Consider the following 22455-nt stretch of genomic DNA (forward strand, 5'->3'; position numbering starts at 1 on the left):
AAATTTCGAGTATCATTAAATGCAATAATTATAGTATATATTTTAGAAAAAAAAAAAAAAAAAAATCCTGAAACAAGTTTAGGCTAACAACACATGACTTATCCACCAAATCAACATCAAGACAACAACATCAATCATATGATTGAAGTGATAAAGACCTATCCTTTGGCAACGGTTATTTCTGTAAAAGACCATCAACCCATAATTACGCATTTACCTTTAGTTTATGAAGAAGGTAAACTGATTGGCCATATCAATATTTATAATCCTCAAGCTGAACTATTAAAAGGAGATAATGATGTCACGCTCATTTTTGCAGGACCCGAATGTTACATTTCTCCTAGTATTTATTCAACGACACAACTACCAACTTGGAATTACATTAAAGTGCATCTCAAAGGAACAGTAAAAGCGATAGAAAGTAAAGCTGCTCTTAAGCAATCCTTAATTACAATGACTGAATTTTTAGAGGCACCAGATCATAAATATGTTCTAGAGACTGATAATCCGCGTTTAGATAAAAACCTTAACTATATTGAAATGTTTGAAATCACAATTACCCATTGGGAAGGTAAATTTAAACTCTCTCAAGACAAAAAACCAAAGGATATAGAAGCTGCTCGTGAAGAATTGGTAAGAGCAAATCAAGAAAGTATAAAATTATTTTTGGATAAAGTGTTTTAACAAGAATTTCGTAAAAAAACATCTTCTAATAAATTATTATTTTTGGCATAAGTTTTGAATTTAAAACATTTTAAAAAGCAATCATCATGAAAAAAATCACTGTATTAACTTTACTTTTATTTAGCATCTTTTTAAGTGCTCAAGAATCTCGATTAACTATTTTTTCGGAAGATGGAGATGCCTTTTATGTCATTCTAAATAGTGTCAGACAAAATGAAGAACCAGTAATTAATATTGCTGTAGATTACTTGGTGAATGAGTATTATGATACTAAAATTATTTTTGCTAATGATTCTATCCCTACCATTGAAAAGAAACATCTTATGGTTGTAGATGTTGACAATAAACGCGGTGAGTTTGTTTATAAAATCAAAACAACAAAACGTGGTAAGAAATTACGTTTTTTCTCATTTACTCCTTTTCAAGCCATTTTACCTCCTCCAAGTAATGTATCAGTGATTCATTATAATGCTATACCATTAGGTCCTATTCAGACTACAACACAAACTACGACAACGACAACTTCTTCTGGTAATGGTGACCAAATTAATATAAACGTTGGTGTAAATGCAAATGACACCAATATTGGTGTTGGAATCAATGTTAATTCAGGCGGCAGCACAACCACACAAACTACAACAACTACAACTATTGAGCCTACGAATACAGTTATTGTAGAAGACACAGGTTGCTATGCTATGTCTCGTAATGATTTCTCACAAGCACTAACATCAATTAAGAACAAAACGTTTTCAGATTCTAAACTCACGCTAGCAAAACAAATTACGAAAGGCAATTGCTTAACGTCTGCTCAGATTTCACAAATTATAGGTTTATTTGATTTTGAAGACTCCAGACTAGAGTATGCAAAATTTGCTTATACATTCTGTTTTAATCCAGAAAATTATTGGAAAGTTAACGATGCCTTTCAGTTTGAAAGCACAATTGATGACCTTAACGAATACATTGAATCTTTAGGACACTAGATTTAAATTTTTAGCAGAAAATTATTGTTCAATAGATAATTAAAACCCTGCACTATGAAAGACTTAAAAAAAGAAGACATTAAACAAGAAGTATTTGATCTTTACGATGACTACGCACACAACAAACTCAACCGAAGACAATTTGTAGAAAAGCTTTCCATATATGCTGTTGGCGGCATTACCATTTCATCTTTATTAAGTTTTGTATCTCCTAACTACTTAGATAATTTATTAGTAGCTCCTGATGATCCTACCATAGATTCTGATTTTATTACTTACGAATCTCCAAAAGGAGGTGGTACCATAAAAGCTTTATTATCTCAACCAAAAGATAACAAAACCAAATTACCTGGAGTTATTGTAGTGCATGAAAACAGAGGTTTAAATCCATATATTGAAGATGTTGGCAGACGCACCGCAAAAGAAGGTTTTATTTCATTAGCACCAGATGCTTTAAGTCCGCTTGGTGGTTATCCCGGAAATGATGATGACGGTAGAGCAATGCAAAAAGAGCGTAACCAACAGGAAATGCTAGAAGATTTCATTGCTGCTTATCATTATCTTAAAAATCATGATAATTGCGATGGCAACGTCGGTGTTGTTGGTTTTTGTTTTGGAGGCTGGATTTCAAATATGATGGCCGTTCGTTTACCTAACTTAGGCGCTGCAGTGCCGTATTATGGACGACAACCAGAAGTTGAAGATGCTGTAAAAATTAAAGCTCCACTGCTACTCCAATATGGTGAATTAGACACTAGAGTTAATGCAGGTTGGCCAGCGTTTGAAGAAATCTTAAAAGCCAATAACATAGAATACACAGCTTATATTTATCCTGAAGTCAATCATGGTTTTCACAATAACACCACACCAAGATATGACAAAGCAGCAGCAACTTTATCTTGGGAACGCACCATCGCTTTTTTTAAAGAACATTTAAAATAATAAACCACGCACGTTCATCAGAATAATACATTAGTTTTTTGTTATTTAGCGGCTGCAAAAAAATCCACATAAAAACATAAAACGAAATGCCGATTACGCTTTTATCATCACCATTACAAGGGTTTACAGACTTCCGATTCCGGAATGCTTTTAACCACTATTTTGGCGGCATTGACACGTTTTATGCTCCTTACATTCGTTTTAATAATAAGTTAATTATTAAAAACTCTTATAAACTCGATTTACAACTCGAAAACAATACAGAACTCGAAGTCATTCCACAAATTATGACGAATAGCGCTGATGAGTTTTTATTCGTGGTCGATTATATTCAGGAATTAGGCTATAAAGAGTTGAACTGGAATTTAGGTTGCCCCTATCCAATGGTAACAAATCGTGGTATGGGTTCTGGATTGATTTGCGATCCTGAAAAAATCAATCATATTTTAGAGCGCGTCCATAAAGAAACAGACATTGTGGTATCTATGAAAATGCGCATGGGTTACGAAAACCCTGAAGAAATTTTAGACACCTTCCCTATTCTAGATGCTTATCCGCTAAAAAATATTGCCATTCATGCACGTATTGGCAAACAACTTTATAAAGGAGGAGTGAATCTTGAAGCTTTTCAAAAGTGCACAGAAAGCACCAAACACAAATTGTATTACAATGGTGACATTACATCTGTAGCAAAGCTGAAAGAAATGCAAACGCGTTTTCCAAGTATCGATCATTTTATGATTGGTAGAGGATTAATTGCTGATCCGTTTTTACCAAGTATGATTAAAAACGACACGACTGAATATCCAGAAAACCGATGGGATATTTTTAGAGAATTCCATGACACCATATATCAGCAATACGATGCTGCGCTTTCTGGTCCAACTCCGATTAAAATGAAAATGCAAGGCTTTTGGGAATACTTTGCGCAGTCGTTTTCAGACCCAAGAAAAACGTTTAAGAAAATCAAAAAGGCGAATAACCCAAGAGCATACCAACAAGCTGTTAGTGAGATTTTGAAGAATGGGTAGATTTCAAACTATATTTGCATCAAACTGTTTCGATTTCAAATTCATTTTCAGTTTCAACTTCAATTTCAACAAGTGAAAGACCTCTTACTCATAACACCTCCATTTACCCAATTAAACACTCCGTATCCTGGAACAGCCTATCTTAAAGGCTTTCTGAACACCAAAGGGATTGGCGCGTTTCAAATGGATTTGGGTATTGAAGTGATTTTAGAGTTGTTCAAAAAAGAAACTTTTGAAGAGATTTTTCAGCTTGCTTTCGATAATGATCGTATTCAGTCTGAAAATTGCGAACGTATTTATGCTTTAAAAGAGCATTATCTAAAATCTTTAGATGATATCATCTTATTTCTACAAGGCAAAAACCAAACCTTTGCTAGACAGATTTGCACCACCAATTTTCTTCCTCAAGCCTCGCGTTTTGCACAGCTAGACGATATGGATTATGCGTTTGGTGCGATGGGCATGCAAGACAAAGCCAAACATTTAGCTACGCTTTATATTGAAGATTTATCCGATTTTATTGTAGAGTGTATTGATCCCGATTTTGGATTTAGTCGTTACGCTGAACGTTTAGGCCAAAGTGCCAATGCCTTTGATGCGCTATATGCACAGCTGCAAGATGATGAAACCTACATCGATCAAATCACATTAGAATTATTAGACGCTCGGATTAAAGACACACAGCCCAAACTCATTTGTTTTTCGGTGCCATTTCCTGGGAATTTATACAGTGCTTTTCGCTCTGCACAATTTATAAAAGCGAATTATCCTGAGATAAAAATTGCGATGGGAGGCGGATTTCCAAATACCGAATTACGGTCTGTTACTGACATTCGCGTATTTGAATTTTTCGATTTTATCACCTTAGATGATGGTGAATTGCCTATTGAGTTATTGTACAACGCGGTTCTTAATAACGAAACCACATTCAAACGCACATTCATTCTCGAAAACGGAACCATCGTTTATAAAAATAATACCACACAACCCGGTTACAAACAAGCAGATGTTGGCACTCCTGATTATTCAGATTTATTATTAGATCAATATATCTCAGTTATAGAAATTGCCAATCCCATGCACAGTTTATGGAGCGATGGCAGATGGAACAAACTCACCATGGCACACGGTTGTTATTGGGGAAAATGTACCTTTTGCGATATCTCTTTAGACTATATTAAAATTTACGAACCTGTTGCTGCCTCGCTTTTAGTAGACCGTATGGAAACGCTGATTGCCCAAACTGGCGAAACCGGATTTCACTATGTAGATGAAGCGGCTCCTCCATCTTTGATGAAAGCCTTAGCGCTCGAAATCATAAAACGCAACCTCAGCGTTACCTGGTGGACCAACATTAGATTCGAAAAAAACTTTACACAAGATCTTTGTATTTTATTGAAAGCCTCTGGTTGTATTGCCGTTTCTGGTGGCTTGGAAGTCGCTTCAGATCGTTTGTTAAAACTCATTGACAAAGGTGTAACCGTTGAGCAAGTGGCGCAAGTAACTCGCAATTTTACAGAAGCTAATATTATGGTGCATTCGTATTTAATGTACGGCTACCCAACCCAAACGATTCAAGAAACGGTAGATAGTCTAGAAATGGTACGTCAGTTGTTTGAAGTTGGTGTATTACAATCTGGTTTCTGGCATCAATTTGCATTAACAGCGCACAGTCCTGTGGGTTTACATCCCGAAGACTATGGCATTACACCCAATTATAAAAACATCAGTTTTGCGAATAATGATGTCGATTTTATAGATTCTACCGGAATTGATCATTCGCAATTTAGTTTTGGATTAAAGAAATCACTCTTTAATTTTATGCATGGTATTGGGTTTGATATTCCATTACAAGATTGGTTCGACTTTGACATCCCTGAAACCGAAATCGATCCCGATTTTATATATAATTCATTAGCACAAGAACCTGTTTTCAACATTAAACCCACCGCAAAAATTGTGTGGTTAGGTAGCATGCCTTTAGTGTCTGAATTTTCAAAAACGAAAAAAGGAACCACTAAAGACTTCTTAGAATTCACGTTTCACGATACGGCAGACAGCTTTCAGATTACACTAGAAAAAGAGAAAGGCCTTTGGCTTTTAGATATTTTAGAAGACATCACACCTCAACATAAACCACAATCGTTTAAGCAGTTAAAAACCAGTTTCGAAACCCAATTTGAAGATTTTGAATTGTTTTGGTATGCTAAGCCTGTTGATGTTTTACGTGATTCTGGTTTGTTGGTGTTGTAGGATTTTATTTTACAAGAAAGTTGAATCTTTAGATTGTCCCCTTGAGGGGACTTTAGGGGTGTTTTTGAAATTCAAAAACTGTTGATGTTTTGGATTGTTGAATCTCTAAGAGAGTAATACTAAATATCTACCTAACAATTTGCCTCTTAAAAATTTTCTTAGACCTTTGCATCTTCTAAGACTAAGTTAACAAACTTAGCCCTAAAACAAAACATCTAAAATTTCTTAATGAGAAAACATAAAGCCATTCGATTTTTAATGGTCGCTACTGTTTTATTTACACAGGTTACATTTTTAACCATGATTGTAAACGCGCATTACGAAACCAACGCAGCCATAATTATAGCGGCCCTTGTTATTTTACTCACCATCGTTTTTGGATACCGCTACTTGGATTTACACCACGAAGATTACGCCTACGAAAAAATATCAGTCGTTATTTGGGTGCCAATTGGTGCGGTATTATGTTACCTCTTAAATATCCATGGAGGTTTAGGAAGTATTTTAGCTATGGGTATTGTGGGTACTTTGGCATCATTTGTACCATCGCTCAATAAAAAATCGAACTACTTACAACAACTACCAGCAAGTATCTATTGTGGTGCTTTTGTTGGGATGTCTAGTGTCGCAACCACTCCGTCTATTGGTTTTGTTCTCGCAGCAGGCACTTTGGCAGGCTTGTTTTTTATGATGTCTAAAAACTTATTTCTTGGTGTTGGCGGAAAATTAGGCACCATGGCATTTGCTGGTGTCATCACAGCGACTTTAATTTATTCGTTAACGGTATGAATACATTTATCCTCATCACCACCGGAATTTTAGGCGCAACACTCACCTACTTTGTTAGCGAACACTTACGACTTGGCGCTGTAAAAGCTTCTGCTTTACTCTCTTTAATTGTTGGACTGTTTTTTTACGCCTTCCCTAACCTACTCAATATATATTTATCAGAACATTTACCTATTGTATTTGTTGGCACCTCGTTTATAGGTATGGTTTCTTCTAAAACCTTAAAAGGTTATACCTTACTTGCCATAGCAGGAGCGCTATTCACTGCTATTTACATTACTAAAAACCATGTCTTTGATGGTTATGGAGGCGCACTTGGCGCACTCGCTTTTATTGCTTTACTTACTACTATGGGTTTTGCTTTTGTAGTCTCAAACTCTACTAAAATTAAGCGGAAGGTTGTTGTGGTGTGGCAGAGGGCTTTTGGTTCTGGGAAATAGGTTTTTGATTGTTTTAGTATTGTAATTTAATGTCGATGTGACAATTTTTTTTACAAAAAATTAAATTTCAGGAAATGAATTATGCATCTAAACAGCTAAATAATTATGATAGATTGGCATAATAGTTGAGTACACTGTTATAAAAAACATTATTAATAATATAAGCTATACTTAATTTATTGATTACCTTTGCACCACGATAAAACACATTTTACAACATGATTTTAAATTTCTAGTTTTAATATAATTTTTATTTATATACTATTTTAAATAAAAAAGGCTTAGATTAGTAAACGTTTAAAAACTCACATTATGATTTTAAATTTCTAGTTTCATACAATTTTTGTTCCAACAACTTTTTGAACAAAAAATATTATTTAAGTACAACATTAAGAAACCACGCACCATGATTTTAAACTTCTAGTTTAACATAAATTTATTCTAACAGATGAATTTATTCAAATTTCGTTTCATATATTCGTTATATGTTTGGAATAAAAATAAACAACTTCAGATCACTTAATAATCAAAAATTTGACTTTACAAAAGTCAGCATATTGATAGGTGAGAATAGTTCAGGAAAAAGCAGTCTATTAAAATTTTTATTATTTCTAAAAAGAAGTACCAAGCTCAATTCTACAAGCTTTAGATATACTTCTGAATTAGGTAAATTTGATGATTTTGTATACTTCCATAATGAGGAATTAAATGTATCATTTGATTTATCATATGGTGAGAATTATATAAACTTTTTTAATAGTGAATTAGGTTCTAAAGAAGATTGGAAAATCTTTTGTGCTGAAGCACTTAGTTTGAAAGAGAATCAAAGAATGGTTAATCTTAACTTCTCATTCAACAAAGATATACAAACCACAAATGATGTATCTACCACAATCGAGAACCCATACTATGGTAAATTAATAATTAGTAGGTCATCAAAAGAAAGTGATAGTGTAATACAAGGGAATTTATGCGATTTATCGTATAAGTCATTTAAACAAAATAAAGAAGTTAAGTTAGATTCCGTATCATACAACCAGCATGGTTTTCTAACAATTACTATAGGTAGTGATATTAAAAATAAAATAGAAAAAAATCCAGATTGGGATAATACTATTTTCAATGAGATTGCATTCTTGCTCATATCGCAAAATTATACTCTAGAGATATTAAATTCTATTTCCTATATCAACCCAATTGCATCGACACCCGAAAGAGCGTACGATGAAAATGAAATACAAGGAAGGTTATATAAAGTAAAAGATATAAAAGACGTTGTTAATATTCTATCTGATCAATCGTTTGACTTAAAAGTAAGAAAAGGACTATTAAACAATTTAAATAAAGCTTTAAGACTATATGGAATTTTACATGAAGTAAAAACTAAATCAAGCGAGTTCGGCCCCAAGGAATTACAAGTAAAAGTAAACAAAGACGGCGTTTGGTCAAATATTAAGGATGTTGGATATGGTAGTTCTCTTCAAATCCCTATACTTTTCCAAGCTTTGATTGGTAATTTAACAGGAGGTGAAATTATTATTATCGAACAGCCCGAAGTACATATTCACCCTCTATTACAAGCTAAATTTATTGAAACACTTTTAAAGGTCGGTGATAAAAACACTTATATCATTGAAACCCATAGCACGGATTTAATTAGAAAACTTCAAGTTATGGTTAAGAAAGAAACAGCAGATCTTACATCAAAAGATATAAGCATATATTACTTCAAAAAACCTAAAAATATTTCTGAAATTACATTTCATGAAATAAATGAAAACGGAAAATTAATTCCAAAATTCCCTTCAGGCTTTTATGATTCCTCAGTAAACTTAGTTAAAGAGCTTTTTTAATGGTGATTTTAGCGCATCCAGATTTTTGGATTGAGTATATCAAAAATCAAAATAAAATTATTCCTAATCAGAATTATCTTGAGATCTTCAAAATCGTAATGAACTTACAAAACGATTTTGTTTACAATCATTTATGGACTGCCTTTTTTGAATCAGTTCTTTCTAATGAGGTAAATGACTCAATAGATTATGTTGATGTCTTTAACAATATCATTATTAATTTACACTATAATGACAGACTAATAAGAGAAGATTATAATGTAATTAAGAATGCCGTCGATTTTAATAATTGCTTCAAAAAGAGTTCGCTAATTAATTTTCTAATTGTAAATGAAGAAAAATCTTTAAATAATATAAAACTTGAAAGAGGCACCTTGATTATAAATAATATTTGTAAGCCAAATAGAAACTGGGTTTATTCTGCAATATTAAAAAGTAATAGAGCAGAACAACAAGGATTAGATTATCGAGATTTTAAATCAAATGAGCAAATTCAAATTTTTATACAAGATTTATTAAATTTAAAAAACCCTATTTCAAAGCGTTTTTATATACAAAGTGATTATTTAAATTTTGGTGAGATTTTCGAAAAAGTACGTGGCAAATCGATTACATATTGCACTTCTGAATATTCAAAATTCGAATTAAAAAACATTAGTGAACTTCAAGCAGAAAAAATATCAGTTAACACGTATTTTGGAAGTAATGCTAGTTATGTAGTAAGTAATAACCGACAATATCTTCACCCTAGAACAATATTTTACAATAACATTGTGATTAATATACCTCACGATTTTCCACAAATTATGATAGAAAACTCTAACTGGTACATTAATTTACATTATTGCCCAAAAACATATTTAGAAAAAATTAGAATAATAAGTAGTTATAAGAAAATTTAAATTTCACTATAACTTAATTCTATAATAAACCTTTTCGCTGCATTAAATTCTAATAAATATAAATTTGCAACCCTATTTGAAAGAAAAAATTATGCAAGACAATAAAACCCTAAATTACATAAAAGACGTATTAAAAAACATGCCAACTGACTGGTTAGGTCTAACCACGCATCGTTTAGATATTTACAACGAGAAATTAGCTAAAACACAGTTTTTAGATGAGTTTGAGTTGTTATTTAATGCCAATAGCACTGAGCCATCGGCATTAAGTGAATTACCAACCGCTTACGATTATATTCGTTTAGGGCATCCTTTATCTTGTATTTTAGAATGGGCCATCGCCAACTTACATGGACTACAACCAGAACAGGTGATTAGTTTTTCATCACAAACGGTTCCTGTGTTGTCTATTTTGAGAACTAACTTATTAGAAGACAAAAAGACCCAAATTGTATATACAGGCGAACTTCCAGAATTTTTTGATGCTGACATCATCAAGCAGGTTTATGGTTATAATTTCGATGTCATAAAAGTGGATAGTGCAGACGCTATTTTAGAGTTTAAAGGCAGTACTGTTTTTATCTCGCAGCAAGAGGACATTTCACATATTGAGGACAATGTAAATATTGATTTTTATATCAATCTTCACGCACACCTTGGAAGTGTACTCATCGTTAATGGCAGTCACAACGACCATTATATTTCAGACATTCAGCATGTGAGACGTCGCGAAACGATTGCTATGACTCCTGCGAATTGTTTGTTGGCTTTAAAAGCGTTAACCGAACAGACTCCGATTACCAATGAAGACAGTCATCTTGAAGCAAACAAAGCCAGTGTTTTAAACTCTATTAAGGAGATAAATGGCACAACGTCTCAGCCTTTAGTCGGTTCTAGCGGATTGTCGGTTCAGTATGCCATTATGATGGGCTTGGTAGACTATTCCTTAGAACACCATAAAGGTAAAGCGATTAAATTTGTGGTACCACCAAATTGTTACGGAGGCACCAATGACCAAGCCCGACGTGTTGCGGCCTGTTTAGATCATGTGGAAGTGGTTGATTTACCCGTAGATGGTGATAATGATATGGTGCAAAGTATCCATACCGTTTTAGATAAAATTGCCCACGACGATGCCATTCCTTATATCATTGCTGAAATCCCAACCAACCCGCGTGTTGAAGTTCCGGATTTACAAAAATTAAAAGAAGCTTTAAGCAAAGAACGTAAAACGGCTTCTGGAGACATCGCGATAGATCCTGTGTTTATATTAGATCAAACCTTTTGTCCTAATGTGCACTTTTTAGGTGAAGGTGAAATATTATCTTCAGTGCGTACGATTTCTTATGCGAGTGGTTCTAAATTCCCGAGTGGTGGAAAATGTACAGCGGGTTATATTGTAGGAAATGCTAAAGTAGATGCTTTAATGGATAAAATTGCATTGCATTTGACGCTTTGCGATAATGAGGCGACTGCGCTTCAATACGAGATATTGGCTAAGCAATTACCATCTATGAATCAGCGTATTGCGGAGGCTTATAAAAACACACGTGAGTTTGTGAATTTTATTCATGACACCTTACCAGAAGCGAAAATCAATTTTGTTTCAGAAGAATTGGCAGCACAAGGGTTTACTCCTTCAGTGTTTTCATTAGACCTTCCTACAAAAGGCAATACTCCTGAAGAAAAAGAAACTTATAAACGTGCTTTAAATCATAGATTAATCAATTTAATGATTACCGAAATCCCTAACGAAAGCAAGTATTGCGTGAGTTACGGACAGTTAAAAGGCTGTTATTGGACCATTCCTGCAACCTCAACACAAGGTACTACCAAAGAAGGTGACAAAGATTATATTGCACGTGTGTCCTTATCTCCAGATTTAGATTTGGAAAAGCATAAAGCAGTGTTTTTGGAATTTGTTTCTAAGATTTAAGAATCACTGAACCTGTCCTAGCACATCATTTCGAGTGTTTAATGATTCGAAGTGCAACAAAGAATACATGAATGTATCGAGAACTATTAGATTGACTAAAGGTTCTCGGTACATTTTTTTTTAAGACTAAATTATTCACTAGTTGTTATTCTGAGGGAAGCATAACCGAAGAAGCTGTATCTACTATTAACATCTTGGGTAATTGAAATGCTTCGCTCTATTCTGAATGACAGCAGTACTCAAAAGATACTTTCCCTTATAATATATCTAACATTTAAGCTAATGTGACAAATGTCACATTTTAACCCAAAAACCCATCGTAAATTTACGATAAGAGCTATGAAAAGAAGTTTAGAAACCATAGAGTACCAGAAAAATACCGAAGCCTTAGCCAAATTCGCTAAAGCATTAGGACATCCAACACGGATTGCCATTTTGAAGCATCTTAAAAATCAATCGTGTTGTTTCACAGGAGATTTAGTAGATGTCTTTCCGTTGGCACAATCTACAGTATCTCAACATTTAAAAGAATTGAAAAATGCGGGTTTAATTCAAGGCGAATTAAAATCACCTAAAATAAAGTACTGTATTAATCACGATAACTGGAAAATTGCAAAAGCATTGTTTCAAGATTTTTTTTGATTGATATTTTTTTTAAAAACCTATCGTCTATTGGCGATAAACAAATAACTGTATTATGAGTAAAGTAATTAAAATATTAGGAACCGGATGCCCAAAATGTAAATCAATGACTAATGTGGTTAAAGACGTCGTTAAAGAACACAACATTGATGCTACTATTGACAAAGTTGAGGACATCATGGAAATTATGAAATTCAACATTATGACAACTCCAGCTTTAGTCATCGATGATGTTGTTACCATAAAAGGCAGAGTCCCTTCAAAAGACGAAGTATTGAAACTTTTAAATTAAAATGAACGGTTATGAATTATCAAATCAAAGCCTCTTCCCTATCTAATGAAGATGCTATTATTCATATTAAAGCATCAGATATAGATTTTGGCACAACGTCTAAAACCGCTGAAGCTTTACCCAATCCTGCCGAATTATTCTTAGGTTCATTTGCCGCTTGTATGCTTAAAAATGTAGAACGTTTTTCTACTATGATGAAATTTAGCTACACCAAAACAATGCTTAATGTTAGTGCTACACGTCTCGACAATCCGCCACGAATGGAAAACATCAATTATGATTTAACCATTTACACCAAGGACGATAAATTGAATGTGGAATTATTAAAAAAGAACATTGAAAAGTTTGGAACTATTTACAATACCATCAAATTATCCTGTTCTATTTCTGGCACCATTAAAACCATAAAAAATGTTTAATTGGTTACAACATTTTGCCGATTGGTTCATCTATTCTGTCTTAAGCATTGGTGCCGAAACCCATTTAGGAGTGGCACTCAATTTCTTTGTGTACGATACGCTTAAAATTCTGATTCTGCTTTTCGTTATCGTTTTCATCATGGGCATTGTAAATGCTTATTTCCCCATTGAACGCCTTAAAGATTATCTGAATAAAAAAAAGCTTTACGGTTTAGAATACTTTTTCTCTTCCATTTTTGGAGCCATAACACCGTTTTGTTCCTGCTCTTCGGTACCATTGTTTATTGGTTTTGTACAAGGCGGCATTCCTTTAGGTGTCACCTTTTCGTTTTTAATCACCTCACCATTAGTAAATGAAGTTGCGGTAGCCATGTTTATAGGTATGTTTGGTGTAAAAGCCACATTAATTTATGTCGCTTCAGGTATTTTATTAGGTACGATTGGTGGTTGGCTTCTTGGTAAATTTAATCTTGAACCCTTACTATCTGATTGGGTAAAACAGATTCTCGAAAATAAAATGCAACAAGCCCAATTTGAAGAAGAACACAAAACGTTTTACCAACGCTTACCTGAAATTACAAACGGAGCTTGGGATATTGTAAAAAGCGTTCTACTGTATGTGATTATTGGTATTGCTATTGGTGCAGCCATGCATGGCTATGTTCCAGAAAACTTTTTTAGTGCGTATTTAGGAGGTGGCGAATGGTGGACCGTACCTATTGCCGTATTAGTTGCTGTACCAATGTATGCCAACGCAGCAGGTATTGTGCCTGTGATTCAAGTTTTTGTTGCTAAAGGAGTGCCTTTGGGTACAGCTATCGCTTTTATGATGGCAACCGTAGGTTTATCTATTCCTGAAGCCACCTTGTTAAAAAAAGTAATGTCCTTAAAATTGATAGCCATTTTCTTTGGTGTCATTACGCTCTGTATAATACTATCAGGTTACGTATTCAACATCTTATTATAAACTATAAATCAATATACAAATGCAACAAACAATTAAAATATTAGTAGTTCTAACAGTAGGTTTACTGCTAACAGCGTGCAATGGTAAAAACAAAAGTGAAACGCAAAATTTAGATCAAGCAATAAGTAAAATAGAGGTTTTAGACTTCCACTCTACACATCGTTGTATGACCTGTAATGCCATTGAAACCAATACAAAATTTACGTTAGATACCTATTTTTCAGATGAAATGAAAGCTGACAAAATTACGTTTCAAGTTATAAATGTTGATGAAAAAGAAAATGAACAAATCGCAGAAAAATTTGAAGCTTCAGGTACAGCCTTAATTTTAAATGTGATTAAAAACGGAAAAGAAACCAAAATAGATTTAACCGAATTTGCTTTTATGAACGGAAATGATCAAGACGTGTTTTCTAAAGAATTAAAAACCAAAATAGATACGGAATTAAAAACGCTCTAAATGGAAGTTCTCAAATCGCTTTTAGAGACTTATAATATTCCCGTTTTGTCAGCCTTAATACTTGGACTAATGACAGCAATTAGTCCGTGTCCTTTGGCTACAAATATTACGGCAACGGCTTTTATCTCTAAAAATATTGCGAGCAAACGACAGGTATTTTTGAGCGGATTATTATATGCTGCAGGCAGAGGGTTTAGTTATACAGCCATTGGTCTGATCTTATATTTTGGAGCAAGCAAGTTTCATATTGCGCGGTTTTTTAATCAGAATGGTGAAAAATTTTTAGGCCCATTATTAATTATAATTGGTTTGATAATGCTAAATATTATCAGTCTCAATTTTTTAGGAACATCTAATTTTCAAGAACAACTATCCGACAAATTTAAAGACAAAGGCTTACTCGGTTCTTTTTTAATTGGTGTTGTTTTTGCCTTAGCGTTTTGCCCATACAGTGGAGCTTTATTTTTCGGAATGCTAATTCCGATGAGCATAGCGTCTGCAGATGGACTTTATTTACCTATAATATTCGCCTTTGGAACAGGCTTACCTGTTATTCTATTTACTTATTTACTAGCCTTTACTGCTGGAAAAATTGGTGTATTTTATAACAGAATTACACAAATTGAAAAAGTTATGCGAGCCGTTGCTGGTGTTGTTTTTATTATCACAGGCTTGTATTATGTTGCTATTTTCACCGGATTATTGAAATAAACACGACTCCGTATTTTTATACGTTCAACTTCTACACAAGACGACGCTAAATAAGGAGATAAAGATTATATTGCAGGCTTTGGGTTGCCGATTGATATGGATTAAAAAAAACTCTGATTAAACCCAAAACGTCAGTTCGAGTGTTTAGTTAATGGAAGTGCAACGAAGACTAAATAAATGTATCGAGAACCATTTGGTTTCCTAGAGGTTCTCGATACGATTTTTCTAAAAGAAAAAAAATCACTCGAACTGACAGAAATACAACAAATCAAATTCAATACCTTATAATACAAATGGAAATTTTACAGTGGATACAAGAATGGTTCAAAGATAATTGTGATGGTGATTGGGAAAAAGCTGAAGTGATTCAGATTACCACATTAGACACTCCAGGTTGGGAAGTTGAAATTGATATCTCAAAAACATCTATAGCCAATTTAGAAATCAAGTGGATTCTTAACGAAATCAATCGACAAGATTGGTATGGTGTAAAAGTTGAAAATTCAAAATTTTTAGCAGCTGGTGATGCTGGGAAACTTATTTTTTTGTTAGATCTTTTTAAGCAGATGATTGATAAGATTGAGAATGAGTAATAGTATATAAACGTATTTAAAGCGTTCGATAATTGGAAAAAGAAAGTCTCTGTATATTTATGTACAATAGCCAATTAGAGAAACAAAAAAATATTTGACTTGCAAGTAGATATAAAAACCCACAGAATTACATGTTATAAATGCATGAGGCCTTCAAGCACATGTATCTGTAAACATATTAGTCCATTTCAGACTAAGACTCGTTTTATTATTCTTATGCACCCAAAGGAGTACAAAAAAGAAAAAAACGGAACGGGACATATGACTAATCTTCAACTTGAAAATTCGGAAATTATAGTTGGTATAGATTTTACCAATAATAAACGTGTGAATGACATACTCACTAATGAAAAAAGTGCTTTCTTACTTTATCCAGGAAAAGATAATTTCAACTTATCCACAAGAAAAAGTTCTGAAATAAGTTCTTTTATGGGTGATACTCCACACATCTTCATTCTTGATGGTACATGGCCTTGCGCTCGCAAAATGCTTAAATTAAGTAAGAACTTGCAAAAACTAAAAAGAGTGAGTTTTGATAATAAAATAAAGTCAAAGTTTATTATTAAGCAGCAACCAGAATCGCTTTGTCTAAGTACTATTGAGTCCGTTTATACGGTTTTAAATTTACTTAAAGAAGGTAACGTAGAACAATGCGAGACGAAGGACTTTCTTATTCCTTTTGAAAAAATGATTGATTATCAGCTCGACTATATTCTAAACCCAAATAGTAAAAACTATTGTCCAAAGGCAAACAGAGAAATTAGTCCTAAGAACATCTATAAGACAAATACGCAAAGAAATACTGTTTTTGAACAAGAAGAGATCAATTACTGAATGGATAATAGCGCTCTAAAAAGTGCTTTCACCTCATCAAAATTCAAACCGTTATAATTACTTGAATTCATTCAAAACGTTCGGTAATACGAAAAGGATACTTGCTGGTAATTCGATTAATTTCTGCAGAAAGTTTCTTATCACGACTGAATATATTTCTACGAATTACTGAATCTATCTTATCAAAATTTTCAGTTGCTCTCAATTCCCAAGCTGCTGTTTTATGGGCCGATAACACATCAATATAATCTTGATAGGTTACATTTTCTCCATAAATATATTCAATAATAGATGATTCATTAATATGACTTTTGAGCTTTTCAGGAAGCATATTTAGTGGAATCTCACGATTATCTATTTTAATCCCTTCTGAAATATAAACGCTTAATGTATCTTGAAACTTCTGATCTTTATAAAAATCCCAACCTGGAACTCTAGGTGGTTCTCCGATTCTTGTAAAAGCGTCTTGTAAGGAAGGAGAAATATGCTTGTCTAATTCATTATTATAATAGCTTGCAGTCGATTCGTCATTATTGGCAACTTCATAGACCAATCTCCATTGATTCATTTCTAAAAGTTGTAGTTCAAATTCTTTAATATACTTAACAGGTATATTTTTATTCGCCCTTAATCGTATTAGCGTTCTACTAGAATTATATAGGTACTCATTAAAATCTAATACTACTTTGGATAAATCATACCATTCTATATGTTCATTTTCTTCATTAAATAAGCTGACTCGATTCTTCGAATCAAAATCCATTTTAATGACTAAATTATCATAATAATATCTACGATAGTTATCATTCAGGTATAAACTAGACGGCACATCCACTGCTGGGTTTGAAGCTATCATGGACGCGTCCAATGATTTATAATCTATAAAATTAACATGACTAAGCATAAAAGTTAGAACTACAAAAACTATCAAATGAATACTTTGAATTTTCCAACGGTTCTTTTTAATAATGCTTATGAGCGTTTTCCATGAATCTAAATAAAGTACAATAACCAATAATATTGAAGGCCATAAAAAGTTATCGATAAATTTCGAGCCCATAAATTGCGAAGCAAAAACGCAAAATAGAAACCAAATTTTTGTAAACCAATGAAGAAAAGTTGGTCCTAAAAAAGCTTGGTCATTAAGAACTCTATTGCGCTTATTGTTTCTTCTTGAAAATGCTTTTTGAGGCCTAGAAAACAAATAGCTAATACCAATAGAATTTCCTATAACCATTGAAATTGCAGCGAAGAATAAATTGTATAATTTTCTTTCAGATTCAGGAATTATAATGGGTCTATTCTCAAAATCAAGAAATAGCATCCTATCCGTTTCTCGCAAAACATCATAAAAGCTGTAGAGTATAACTGCAGATAATAATCCAAGTAAAACCGACAAAACAATTCTCTTTTTAGAAATTGATTTGAAGTTTACATGTGAATCATAAAAGAGATGATTGAACTTCATACGCAATGGCTTATACTATATAAGTATAGCTCATGAGCCATTTGTTACTCTAAAATAATAATAATAATAATACCCTACAACAAAATCAGGATGATAAAACTACTTAATTAAGTTTTTCACCTCATCAAAATCCAAACCACCATAATTACCCGAACTCATTAATAACAAACTCTTATTATCAAATTTTTGAGAGAACAAGAAGTTTTTAAAGTCTTCTGGATTGGTATAAATGATTAAATCATCGCGCTCAAAAGCATTCGCAATTTGGTCTTTTGTAACTTCCTCTAGTTTCTTAATTTCTACAGCATGTGGTGAATAGAACACAACAGCAACATCTGCTGCATCTAAAGCTCCTTTGTATTCTTTTAGGAATTCGGCATTAAGACTACTATAGGTATGTAACTCTAAACACGCTACTAAAGTTCTATCACTAAATTGTTCTTTTACCGCTTTGGTCGTCGCCTCTACTTTACTTGGTGAGTGTGCAAAATCTTTATAAGCTACGCTTGTCTTAGATTCGGCAATTTTCTCTAAACGTTTGCTTGCTCCTTTAAACGTAGAAATGGCTTCGTAGAAATCGTCTTCATCAATGCCCATATGTTGGCAAATCCATTTGGCACCAGCTAAATTATTTAAGTTATGTGCTCCAAACACTTCAATTGGCATTGGACCTTCTGGAGTTTCTAATAATGTTTCTCCATCTTCAACCGTATATTCTGGAGTTTTGTATGCTATTTTCCGAATCTGATTTTCTGAAGCTTCCACAACTCGTTTTACTTCAGGATCTTCTTCGTTATAATTAATACTTCCACCTCTCACAATAGAATCTACAAAAATGCTAAACTGCTCCACGTAGTTTTCATACGTAGGAAAGACATTAATATGATCCCAAGCAATACCACTCAACAACGCAATATTAGGTTTGTATAAATGAAATTTTGGTCGCATATCAATAGGTGAACTTAAATACTCATCACCTTCTAACACCATAAAATCATTCTCTTCTGTGAGTTTTACCATCACATCAAAACCTTCTAGCTGTGCACCAACCATATAATCCACATCTCTATTATGATAATGCATCACGTGCAAAATCATAGATGTAATGGTTGTTTTCCCATGACTTCCGCCAATAACCACACGTGTTTTATTTTTGGCTTGTTCGTATAGAAATTCAGGATAACTATAAATCTTTACACCGAGTTCTTGGGCTTTTAATAATTCCGGATTATCCGCTTTTGCATGCATACCTAAAACTATCGCCTCTAAATCGGAAGTAATCTTTTCAGGATACCAACCAAAAGCATCTGGCAATAAGCCTTTAGCTTCTAATCTCGATTTTGAAGGCTCGAAAATGGTATCGTCGCTTCCTGTAACTTTATAACCTTTATTGTGAAGTGCTAAGGCCAAATTGTGCATTGCTGCACCACCAATAGCGATAAAATGTACGTTCATAGTATGCTTAAATGTATACCGTAAAAATACTATTTATAATTCAGGATTTACAGCCAAACTATTAAAAAGCTTCGCTTTAGTACTAAAAAACTTATTCTGAATTTCTATAGCTTTTAACTGACCATCAATCAATTTAGACTCGCGAGAATTCACTAAAAACAATGAACTTTCACCCAGTTGAAATTTACGTTCTTCCGCTTGTAGCATACGCTGATAATCCGAAACCATCTCTGTGGTGATTTCATTTTGAGTGACGTAAGATTCTAATTCTTGCTTTAATGCCGTAATCTTATTTTCTAGACTAACACGTGTGGCATTTATTTCGAATTCTGTGTCTTGCATTTTAATTTTTGCCAGTTTTAAATCACCGCGTTCTTTCCTTAGAAACAATGGAAAACTCACATTTAATCCTCCTTTATATTCGGCCGTATTAAAGGTTCTCGCAACATCTGGTGTTTCCGTTAAGAAATTATATTCTGCATTTATCTTTGGCAAAAGCTTGTTCGCTTTTAGTCGTTTATCAACCTCCAAACTCTCTAATTTGTAACCTAACGACATCATTTTTGGGTGCTCATCTAACAGCATATCCTGATCTCGAAGCTGATTAATATTGAATGTGGCATCTACAATTGGTTCCGTATTAATATCTGGAATAATATTGGGCTGCAACTCTACAGGTATATTATTTTCTAGCCATAAAAAATTTGATAATTCTAAAGCCGCTTTCATCAATTTCACCTTAGATTGTTCTAAGCCCAACTTTCTATTATTAACAGCAATGCGCGCTTCTGTAGCATCAATCTCTGCATTCTCTCCTACTTCTACTCCTTTCTGAACACCTATATAACGCAACTGTGCATTGACCAAAATAGTTTTGTATAACGTTAACTCGTTATACGCTTGTAACCATTCAAAATACACCAAAGATGCTTCAAATAAGATGTTGTTGACATAAATATCGCGATCAGCTTTAGCTTGTTCTCTAAACAACTTGGCCTGTTTTAAATCCGCCATTCTATTATTAATCAATAAACCTTGAGCTAAGGAAACCGAAACTCCAGCACTGTATAAGCCATCATCGGGAACGAAGGCTTCAGGATTTAGATACTGACCAGAATTATCATCAAAACTAGCCTTCAACTCTACACCATACCAAGTAGGAATTTTAAAAGTCCCATTTAGTCTATCATAATACGCTGTGTTTTTGAATTTCTTACGATTGTAATCCACTTCAATTTTTGGATCGAAAGCTCCACGAGATTTCAAAAGTTTTGCTTGACTTTCGTCTATAACCAATTCGGCTTGCTTTACGATAGGATGAAATTTCTTTACAAAACCTAAATACTCATCAAACCGAAGCACATTAGATAAATCTTCCGTTTGTGAAAATCCGATAACACTAAAACCAATAAGAACTACTGTAAGTATGAATCTCATCTGCTATTTCTTTTTTGTTTTTGTTGCTCCTTCTGGTTTATAATAATTAGGAGGAAAACCATTTAATTGCCTCCATAACTCATACCAAATTGGCACATCTTCTAATAATGCCATGGTAAATGCACCAGAACCGGCTCTAATATCTTTTGGCCAAGCTTCTTCGTCTTGATCTGGTGCTAATAACACTCTAAATTTTCCGTTATCACTAATGAAGTTTTCTACAGCGACAACTTTTGCACCATAGGTTCCGTAAGACACATTTGGCCAACCACTAAACACAATTGCTGGCCAACCATCAAACTGAACACGGACTTTAGCACCAACATAAAGTAGCGGCAAATCAATTGGTTTCACAAAAGTCTCAACGGCTAAATCTACTATTGCTGGCATAATACCTACCAAAGCTTCACCTTCTTTAAAAGTTTGACCAATACCTCCTCGTATGGCTTTATTAATGTAACCATCGTAAGGCGCAGTAACAAACTGTAAATTGTTTCGCATTTGATAATTTGAATATTGATTATCTAACTTACTCACTTGCGCTTCAGTATCGAACTGACTAGATTGTGCAGTATACTTATCGCTTTGCGCTTTTGAAATCTTATCCGAATATGCTGCATTCACTCTAGAAATTTCAAATTGAGCATTGAGAATTTCATTCTTGCTTGCTAATAATTTATTCTCTTGAGAAATAAGTTTGGCTTCTGTTTCTTGAAGCTTCAATCGTTTATCTTCAACATCTCTAGTGGCTTTAAATCCTTCTTCTTGCAAGGTTACCGTTCTGTCAAACTGACGTTGTGCAATTTCTTTGTTTGTTTTAGCCGCTTCAAAATCGATACTATCACTTTGTGCTTTTAATTTAGATTGCAGTAATTTATTCTTCGCCTGCTCTAGTTTTAAACCACGCTCGTTTGCCAGCGCACCAATTTGTCTGTTTAAGGCTTTTACTTTTTCTTCATAAGAACCTACAGATTGTGCCTTTGCATCGCGTTGCTGACCTGTACGTGCTACCAAATTAGGATCGAAATACTCACTTTTAATTTCAGAGATTTTCATAATAGTATCTCCTTTAGCCACAAAATCACCTTCGCTTACAAACCATTGCTCAATTCTTCCAGGAATGGGAGATTGAATCGTTTGTGGTCTTTGGTCTGGCCTCAGCGTGGTTACATTACCGTTACCTGTAATGTTTTGCGTCCATGGTAGAAATAGAATAATGAAACCAATAATAGCAAATGCGGCTAAAAACTGATTGAAGTATTTGTAATATCTGCCGTGAAACACACGCTTACCTGATTTAGATTTGGTAATGTCCACAGACTTATGTAATTGATTATGAGATATATTTAACATGATCTGTT

Annotated in this window: 22 protein-coding genes; 18 read left to right on the top strand and 4 right to left on the bottom strand. The window is 33.7% G+C overall.

The genetic code is table 11. From position 1 onward, the window contains the following. Window positions 1-93: 93 nt before the first annotated feature. From DFQ10_RS16585 to DFQ10_RS16670, 18 genes are all read left to right on the top strand, one after another. Window positions 94-684 (top strand): FMN-binding negative transcriptional regulator, encoded by a 591-nt coding sequence (locus tag DFQ10_RS16585; protein ID WP_115818567.1) that lies wholly within the window; start codon window positions 94-96, stop codon window positions 682-684. A gap of 86 nt (window positions 685-770) precedes the next feature. Beyond that, a complete protein-coding gene (locus tag DFQ10_RS16590) occupies window positions 771-1670 on the top strand; it encodes a DUF4476 domain-containing protein (RefSeq protein WP_115818568.1) in 900 nt (299 codons plus the stop codon). A gap of 54 nt (window positions 1671-1724) precedes the next feature. Then, complete coding sequence (locus DFQ10_RS16595; RefSeq protein WP_115818569.1) at window positions 1725-2612, top strand: dienelactone hydrolase family protein; 888 nt, start codon at window positions 1725-1727, stop codon at window positions 2610-2612. An 86-nt stretch (window positions 2613-2698) separates the two neighbouring features. Next, window positions 2699-3643, top strand: coding sequence for a tRNA dihydrouridine synthase (locus DFQ10_RS16600; protein WP_115818570.1), 945 nt, complete (start codon window positions 2699-2701; stop codon window positions 3641-3643). A 72-nt stretch (window positions 3644-3715) separates the two neighbouring features. After that, a complete protein-coding gene (locus DFQ10_RS16605; RefSeq protein ID WP_115818571.1) occupies window positions 3716-5896 on the top strand; it encodes a B12-binding domain-containing radical SAM protein in 2181 nt (726 codons plus the stop codon). Window positions 5897-6124: 228 nt separating this feature from the next. Further along, the gene (locus tag DFQ10_RS16610; RefSeq protein ID WP_115818572.1) at window positions 6125-6685 is read left to right on the top strand and encodes a hypothetical protein; all 561 of its coding nucleotides are present in this window, start codon (window positions 6125-6127) and stop codon (window positions 6683-6685) included. Then, complete coding sequence (locus DFQ10_RS16615) at window positions 6682-7125, top strand: hypothetical protein (protein ID WP_115818573.1); 444 nt, start codon at window positions 6682-6684, stop codon at window positions 7123-7125. The genes DFQ10_RS16610 and DFQ10_RS16615 overlap by 4 nt, the downstream gene beginning before the upstream one ends. A gap of 485 nt (window positions 7126-7610) precedes the next feature. Next, entirely contained in the window at window positions 7611-8978 is a 1368-nt protein-coding gene (locus tag DFQ10_RS16620) for a DUF3696 domain-containing protein (protein WP_115818574.1), read from the top strand. After that, window positions 8978-9880, top strand: a complete 903-nt coding sequence (locus DFQ10_RS16625) for a hypothetical protein (protein WP_115818575.1) — start codon at window positions 8978-8980, stop codon at window positions 9878-9880. The genes DFQ10_RS16620 and DFQ10_RS16625 overlap by 1 nt, the downstream gene beginning before the upstream one ends. A 91-nt stretch (window positions 9881-9971) precedes the next feature. Then, window positions 9972-11816, top strand: coding sequence for a PLP-dependent aminotransferase family protein (locus tag DFQ10_RS16630; protein WP_115818576.1), 1845 nt, complete (start codon window positions 9972-9974; stop codon window positions 11814-11816). Window positions 11817-12155: 339 nt separating this feature from the next. Then, window positions 12156-12458, top strand: a complete 303-nt coding sequence (locus tag DFQ10_RS16635; protein ID WP_115818577.1) for an ArsR/SmtB family transcription factor — start codon at window positions 12156-12158, stop codon at window positions 12456-12458. Between the two features lie 55 nt (window positions 12459-12513). After that, on the top strand, window positions 12514-12750 hold the full coding sequence (locus DFQ10_RS16640) for a thioredoxin family protein (protein WP_115818578.1): 237 nt from the start codon (window positions 12514-12516) through the stop codon (window positions 12748-12750). 11 nt (window positions 12751-12761) lie between these two features. Then, window positions 12762-13169 (top strand): OsmC family protein, encoded by a 408-nt coding sequence (locus DFQ10_RS16645; protein WP_115818579.1) that lies wholly within the window; start codon window positions 12762-12764, stop codon window positions 13167-13169. Beyond that, window positions 13162-14136, top strand: a complete 975-nt coding sequence (locus DFQ10_RS16650; protein WP_115818580.1) for a permease — start codon at window positions 13162-13164, stop codon at window positions 14134-14136. Before DFQ10_RS16645 ends, DFQ10_RS16650 begins: the two co-directional genes overlap by 8 nt. A 19-nt stretch (window positions 14137-14155) precedes the next feature. Beyond that, window positions 14156-14596, top strand: a complete 441-nt coding sequence (locus DFQ10_RS16655; RefSeq protein ID WP_115818581.1) for a nitrophenyl compound nitroreductase subunit ArsF family protein — start codon at window positions 14156-14158, stop codon at window positions 14594-14596. Further along, entirely contained in the window at window positions 14597-15307 is a 711-nt protein-coding gene (locus tag DFQ10_RS16660; RefSeq protein WP_115818582.1) for an aromatic aminobenezylarsenical efflux permease ArsG family transporter, read from the top strand. A gap of 293 nt (window positions 15308-15600) precedes the next feature. Then, complete coding sequence (locus DFQ10_RS16665) at window positions 15601-15900, top strand: immunity 53 family protein (protein ID WP_115818583.1); 300 nt, start codon at window positions 15601-15603, stop codon at window positions 15898-15900. 99 nt (window positions 15901-15999) lie between these two features. Beyond that, window positions 16000-16734: a tRNA-uridine aminocarboxypropyltransferase gene (locus DFQ10_RS16670; protein WP_262510812.1), complete on the top strand. Its 735-nt coding sequence runs from the start codon at window positions 16000-16002 to the stop codon at window positions 16732-16734. A gap of 67 nt (window positions 16735-16801) precedes the next feature. Here DFQ10_RS16670 and DFQ10_RS16675 read toward each other — a convergent pair whose 3' ends face one another. From DFQ10_RS16675 to DFQ10_RS16690, 4 genes are all read right to left on the bottom strand, one after another. Beyond that, window positions 16802-18202, bottom strand: coding sequence for a hypothetical protein (locus DFQ10_RS16675; RefSeq protein ID WP_147299241.1), 1401 nt, complete (start codon window positions 18200-18202; stop codon window positions 16802-16804). Between the two features lie 99 nt (window positions 18203-18301). Continuing rightward, window positions 18302-19657 carry a UDP-N-acetylmuramate--L-alanine ligase gene (locus DFQ10_RS16680; RefSeq protein ID WP_115818586.1) on the bottom strand — a complete coding sequence of 452 codons (1356 nt, stop codon included), beginning with the start codon at window positions 19655-19657 and terminating at the stop codon, window positions 18302-18304. Between the two features lie 33 nt (window positions 19658-19690). After that, entirely contained in the window at window positions 19691-21094 is a 1404-nt protein-coding gene (locus DFQ10_RS16685) for a TolC family protein (protein WP_115818587.1), read from the bottom strand. Window positions 21095-21097: 3 nt separating this feature from the next. Then, window positions 21098-22447 carry an HlyD family secretion protein gene (locus tag DFQ10_RS16690; protein ID WP_115818588.1) on the bottom strand — a complete coding sequence of 450 codons (1350 nt, stop codon included), beginning with the start codon at window positions 22445-22447 and terminating at the stop codon, window positions 21098-21100. Between the last annotated feature and the right edge of the window lie 8 nt (window positions 22448-22455).

It is taken from the genome of Winogradskyella eximia (assembly GCF_003386165.1).
GTDB classification, from domain to species: domain Bacteria; phylum Bacteroidota; class Bacteroidia; order Flavobacteriales; family Flavobacteriaceae; genus Winogradskyella; species Winogradskyella eximia.

What these genes read in the sequence shown, in the direction of transcription:
- DFQ10_RS16655 (WP_115818581.1), top strand. Translation starts at nt 14,156, where the DNA reads ATGCAACAAACAATTAAAATATTAGTAGTTCTAACAGTAGGTTTACTG.
- DFQ10_RS16650 (WP_115818580.1), top strand. Translation starts at nt 13,162, where the DNA reads ATGTTTAATTGGTTACAACATTTTGCCGATTGGTTCATCTATTCTGTC.
- DFQ10_RS16630 (WP_115818576.1), top strand. Translation starts at nt 9,972, where the DNA reads ATGCAAGACAATAAAACCCTAAATTACATAAAAGACGTATTAAAAAAC.
- DFQ10_RS16675 (WP_147299241.1), bottom strand. Translation starts at nt 18,202, where the DNA reads ATGAAGTTCAATCATCTCTTTTATGATTCACATGTAAACTTCAAATCA.
- DFQ10_RS16590 (WP_115818568.1), top strand. Translation starts at nt 771, where the DNA reads ATGAAAAAAATCACTGTATTAACTTTACTTTTATTTAGCATCTTTTTA.
- DFQ10_RS16615 (WP_115818573.1), top strand. Translation starts at nt 6,682, where the DNA reads ATGAATACATTTATCCTCATCACCACCGGAATTTTAGGCGCAACACTC.
- DFQ10_RS16690 (WP_115818588.1), bottom strand. Translation starts at nt 22,447, where the DNA reads ATGTTAAATATATCTCATAATCAATTACATAAGTCTGTGGACATTACC.
- DFQ10_RS16600 (WP_115818570.1), top strand. Translation starts at nt 2,699, where the DNA reads ATGCCGATTACGCTTTTATCATCACCATTACAAGGGTTTACAGACTTC.
- DFQ10_RS16645 (WP_115818579.1), top strand. Translation starts at nt 12,762, where the DNA reads ATGAATTATCAAATCAAAGCCTCTTCCCTATCTAATGAAGATGCTATT.
- DFQ10_RS16665 (WP_115818583.1), top strand. Translation starts at nt 15,601, where the DNA reads ATGGAAATTTTACAGTGGATACAAGAATGGTTCAAAGATAATTGTGAT.
- DFQ10_RS16640 (WP_115818578.1), top strand. Translation starts at nt 12,514, where the DNA reads ATGAGTAAAGTAATTAAAATATTAGGAACCGGATGCCCAAAATGTAAA.
- DFQ10_RS16680 (WP_115818586.1), bottom strand. Translation starts at nt 19,657, where the DNA reads ATGAACGTACATTTTATCGCTATTGGTGGTGCAGCAATGCACAATTTG.
- DFQ10_RS16585 (WP_115818567.1), top strand. Translation starts at nt 94, where the DNA reads ATGACTTATCCACCAAATCAACATCAAGACAACAACATCAATCATATG.
- DFQ10_RS16620 (WP_115818574.1), top strand. Translation starts at nt 7,611, where the DNA reads ATGTTTGGAATAAAAATAAACAACTTCAGATCACTTAATAATCAAAAA.
- DFQ10_RS16595 (WP_115818569.1), top strand. Translation starts at nt 1,725, where the DNA reads ATGAAAGACTTAAAAAAAGAAGACATTAAACAAGAAGTATTTGATCTT.
- DFQ10_RS16635 (WP_115818577.1), top strand. Translation starts at nt 12,156, where the DNA reads ATGAAAAGAAGTTTAGAAACCATAGAGTACCAGAAAAATACCGAAGCC.
- DFQ10_RS16660 (WP_115818582.1), top strand. Translation starts at nt 14,597, where the DNA reads ATGGAAGTTCTCAAATCGCTTTTAGAGACTTATAATATTCCCGTTTTG.
- DFQ10_RS16625 (WP_115818575.1), top strand. Translation starts at nt 8,978, where the DNA reads ATGGTGATTTTAGCGCATCCAGATTTTTGGATTGAGTATATCAAAAAT.
- DFQ10_RS16685 (WP_115818587.1), bottom strand. Translation starts at nt 21,094, where the DNA reads ATGAGATTCATACTTACAGTAGTTCTTATTGGTTTTAGTGTTATCGGA.
- DFQ10_RS16610 (WP_115818572.1), top strand. Translation starts at nt 6,125, where the DNA reads ATGAGAAAACATAAAGCCATTCGATTTTTAATGGTCGCTACTGTTTTA.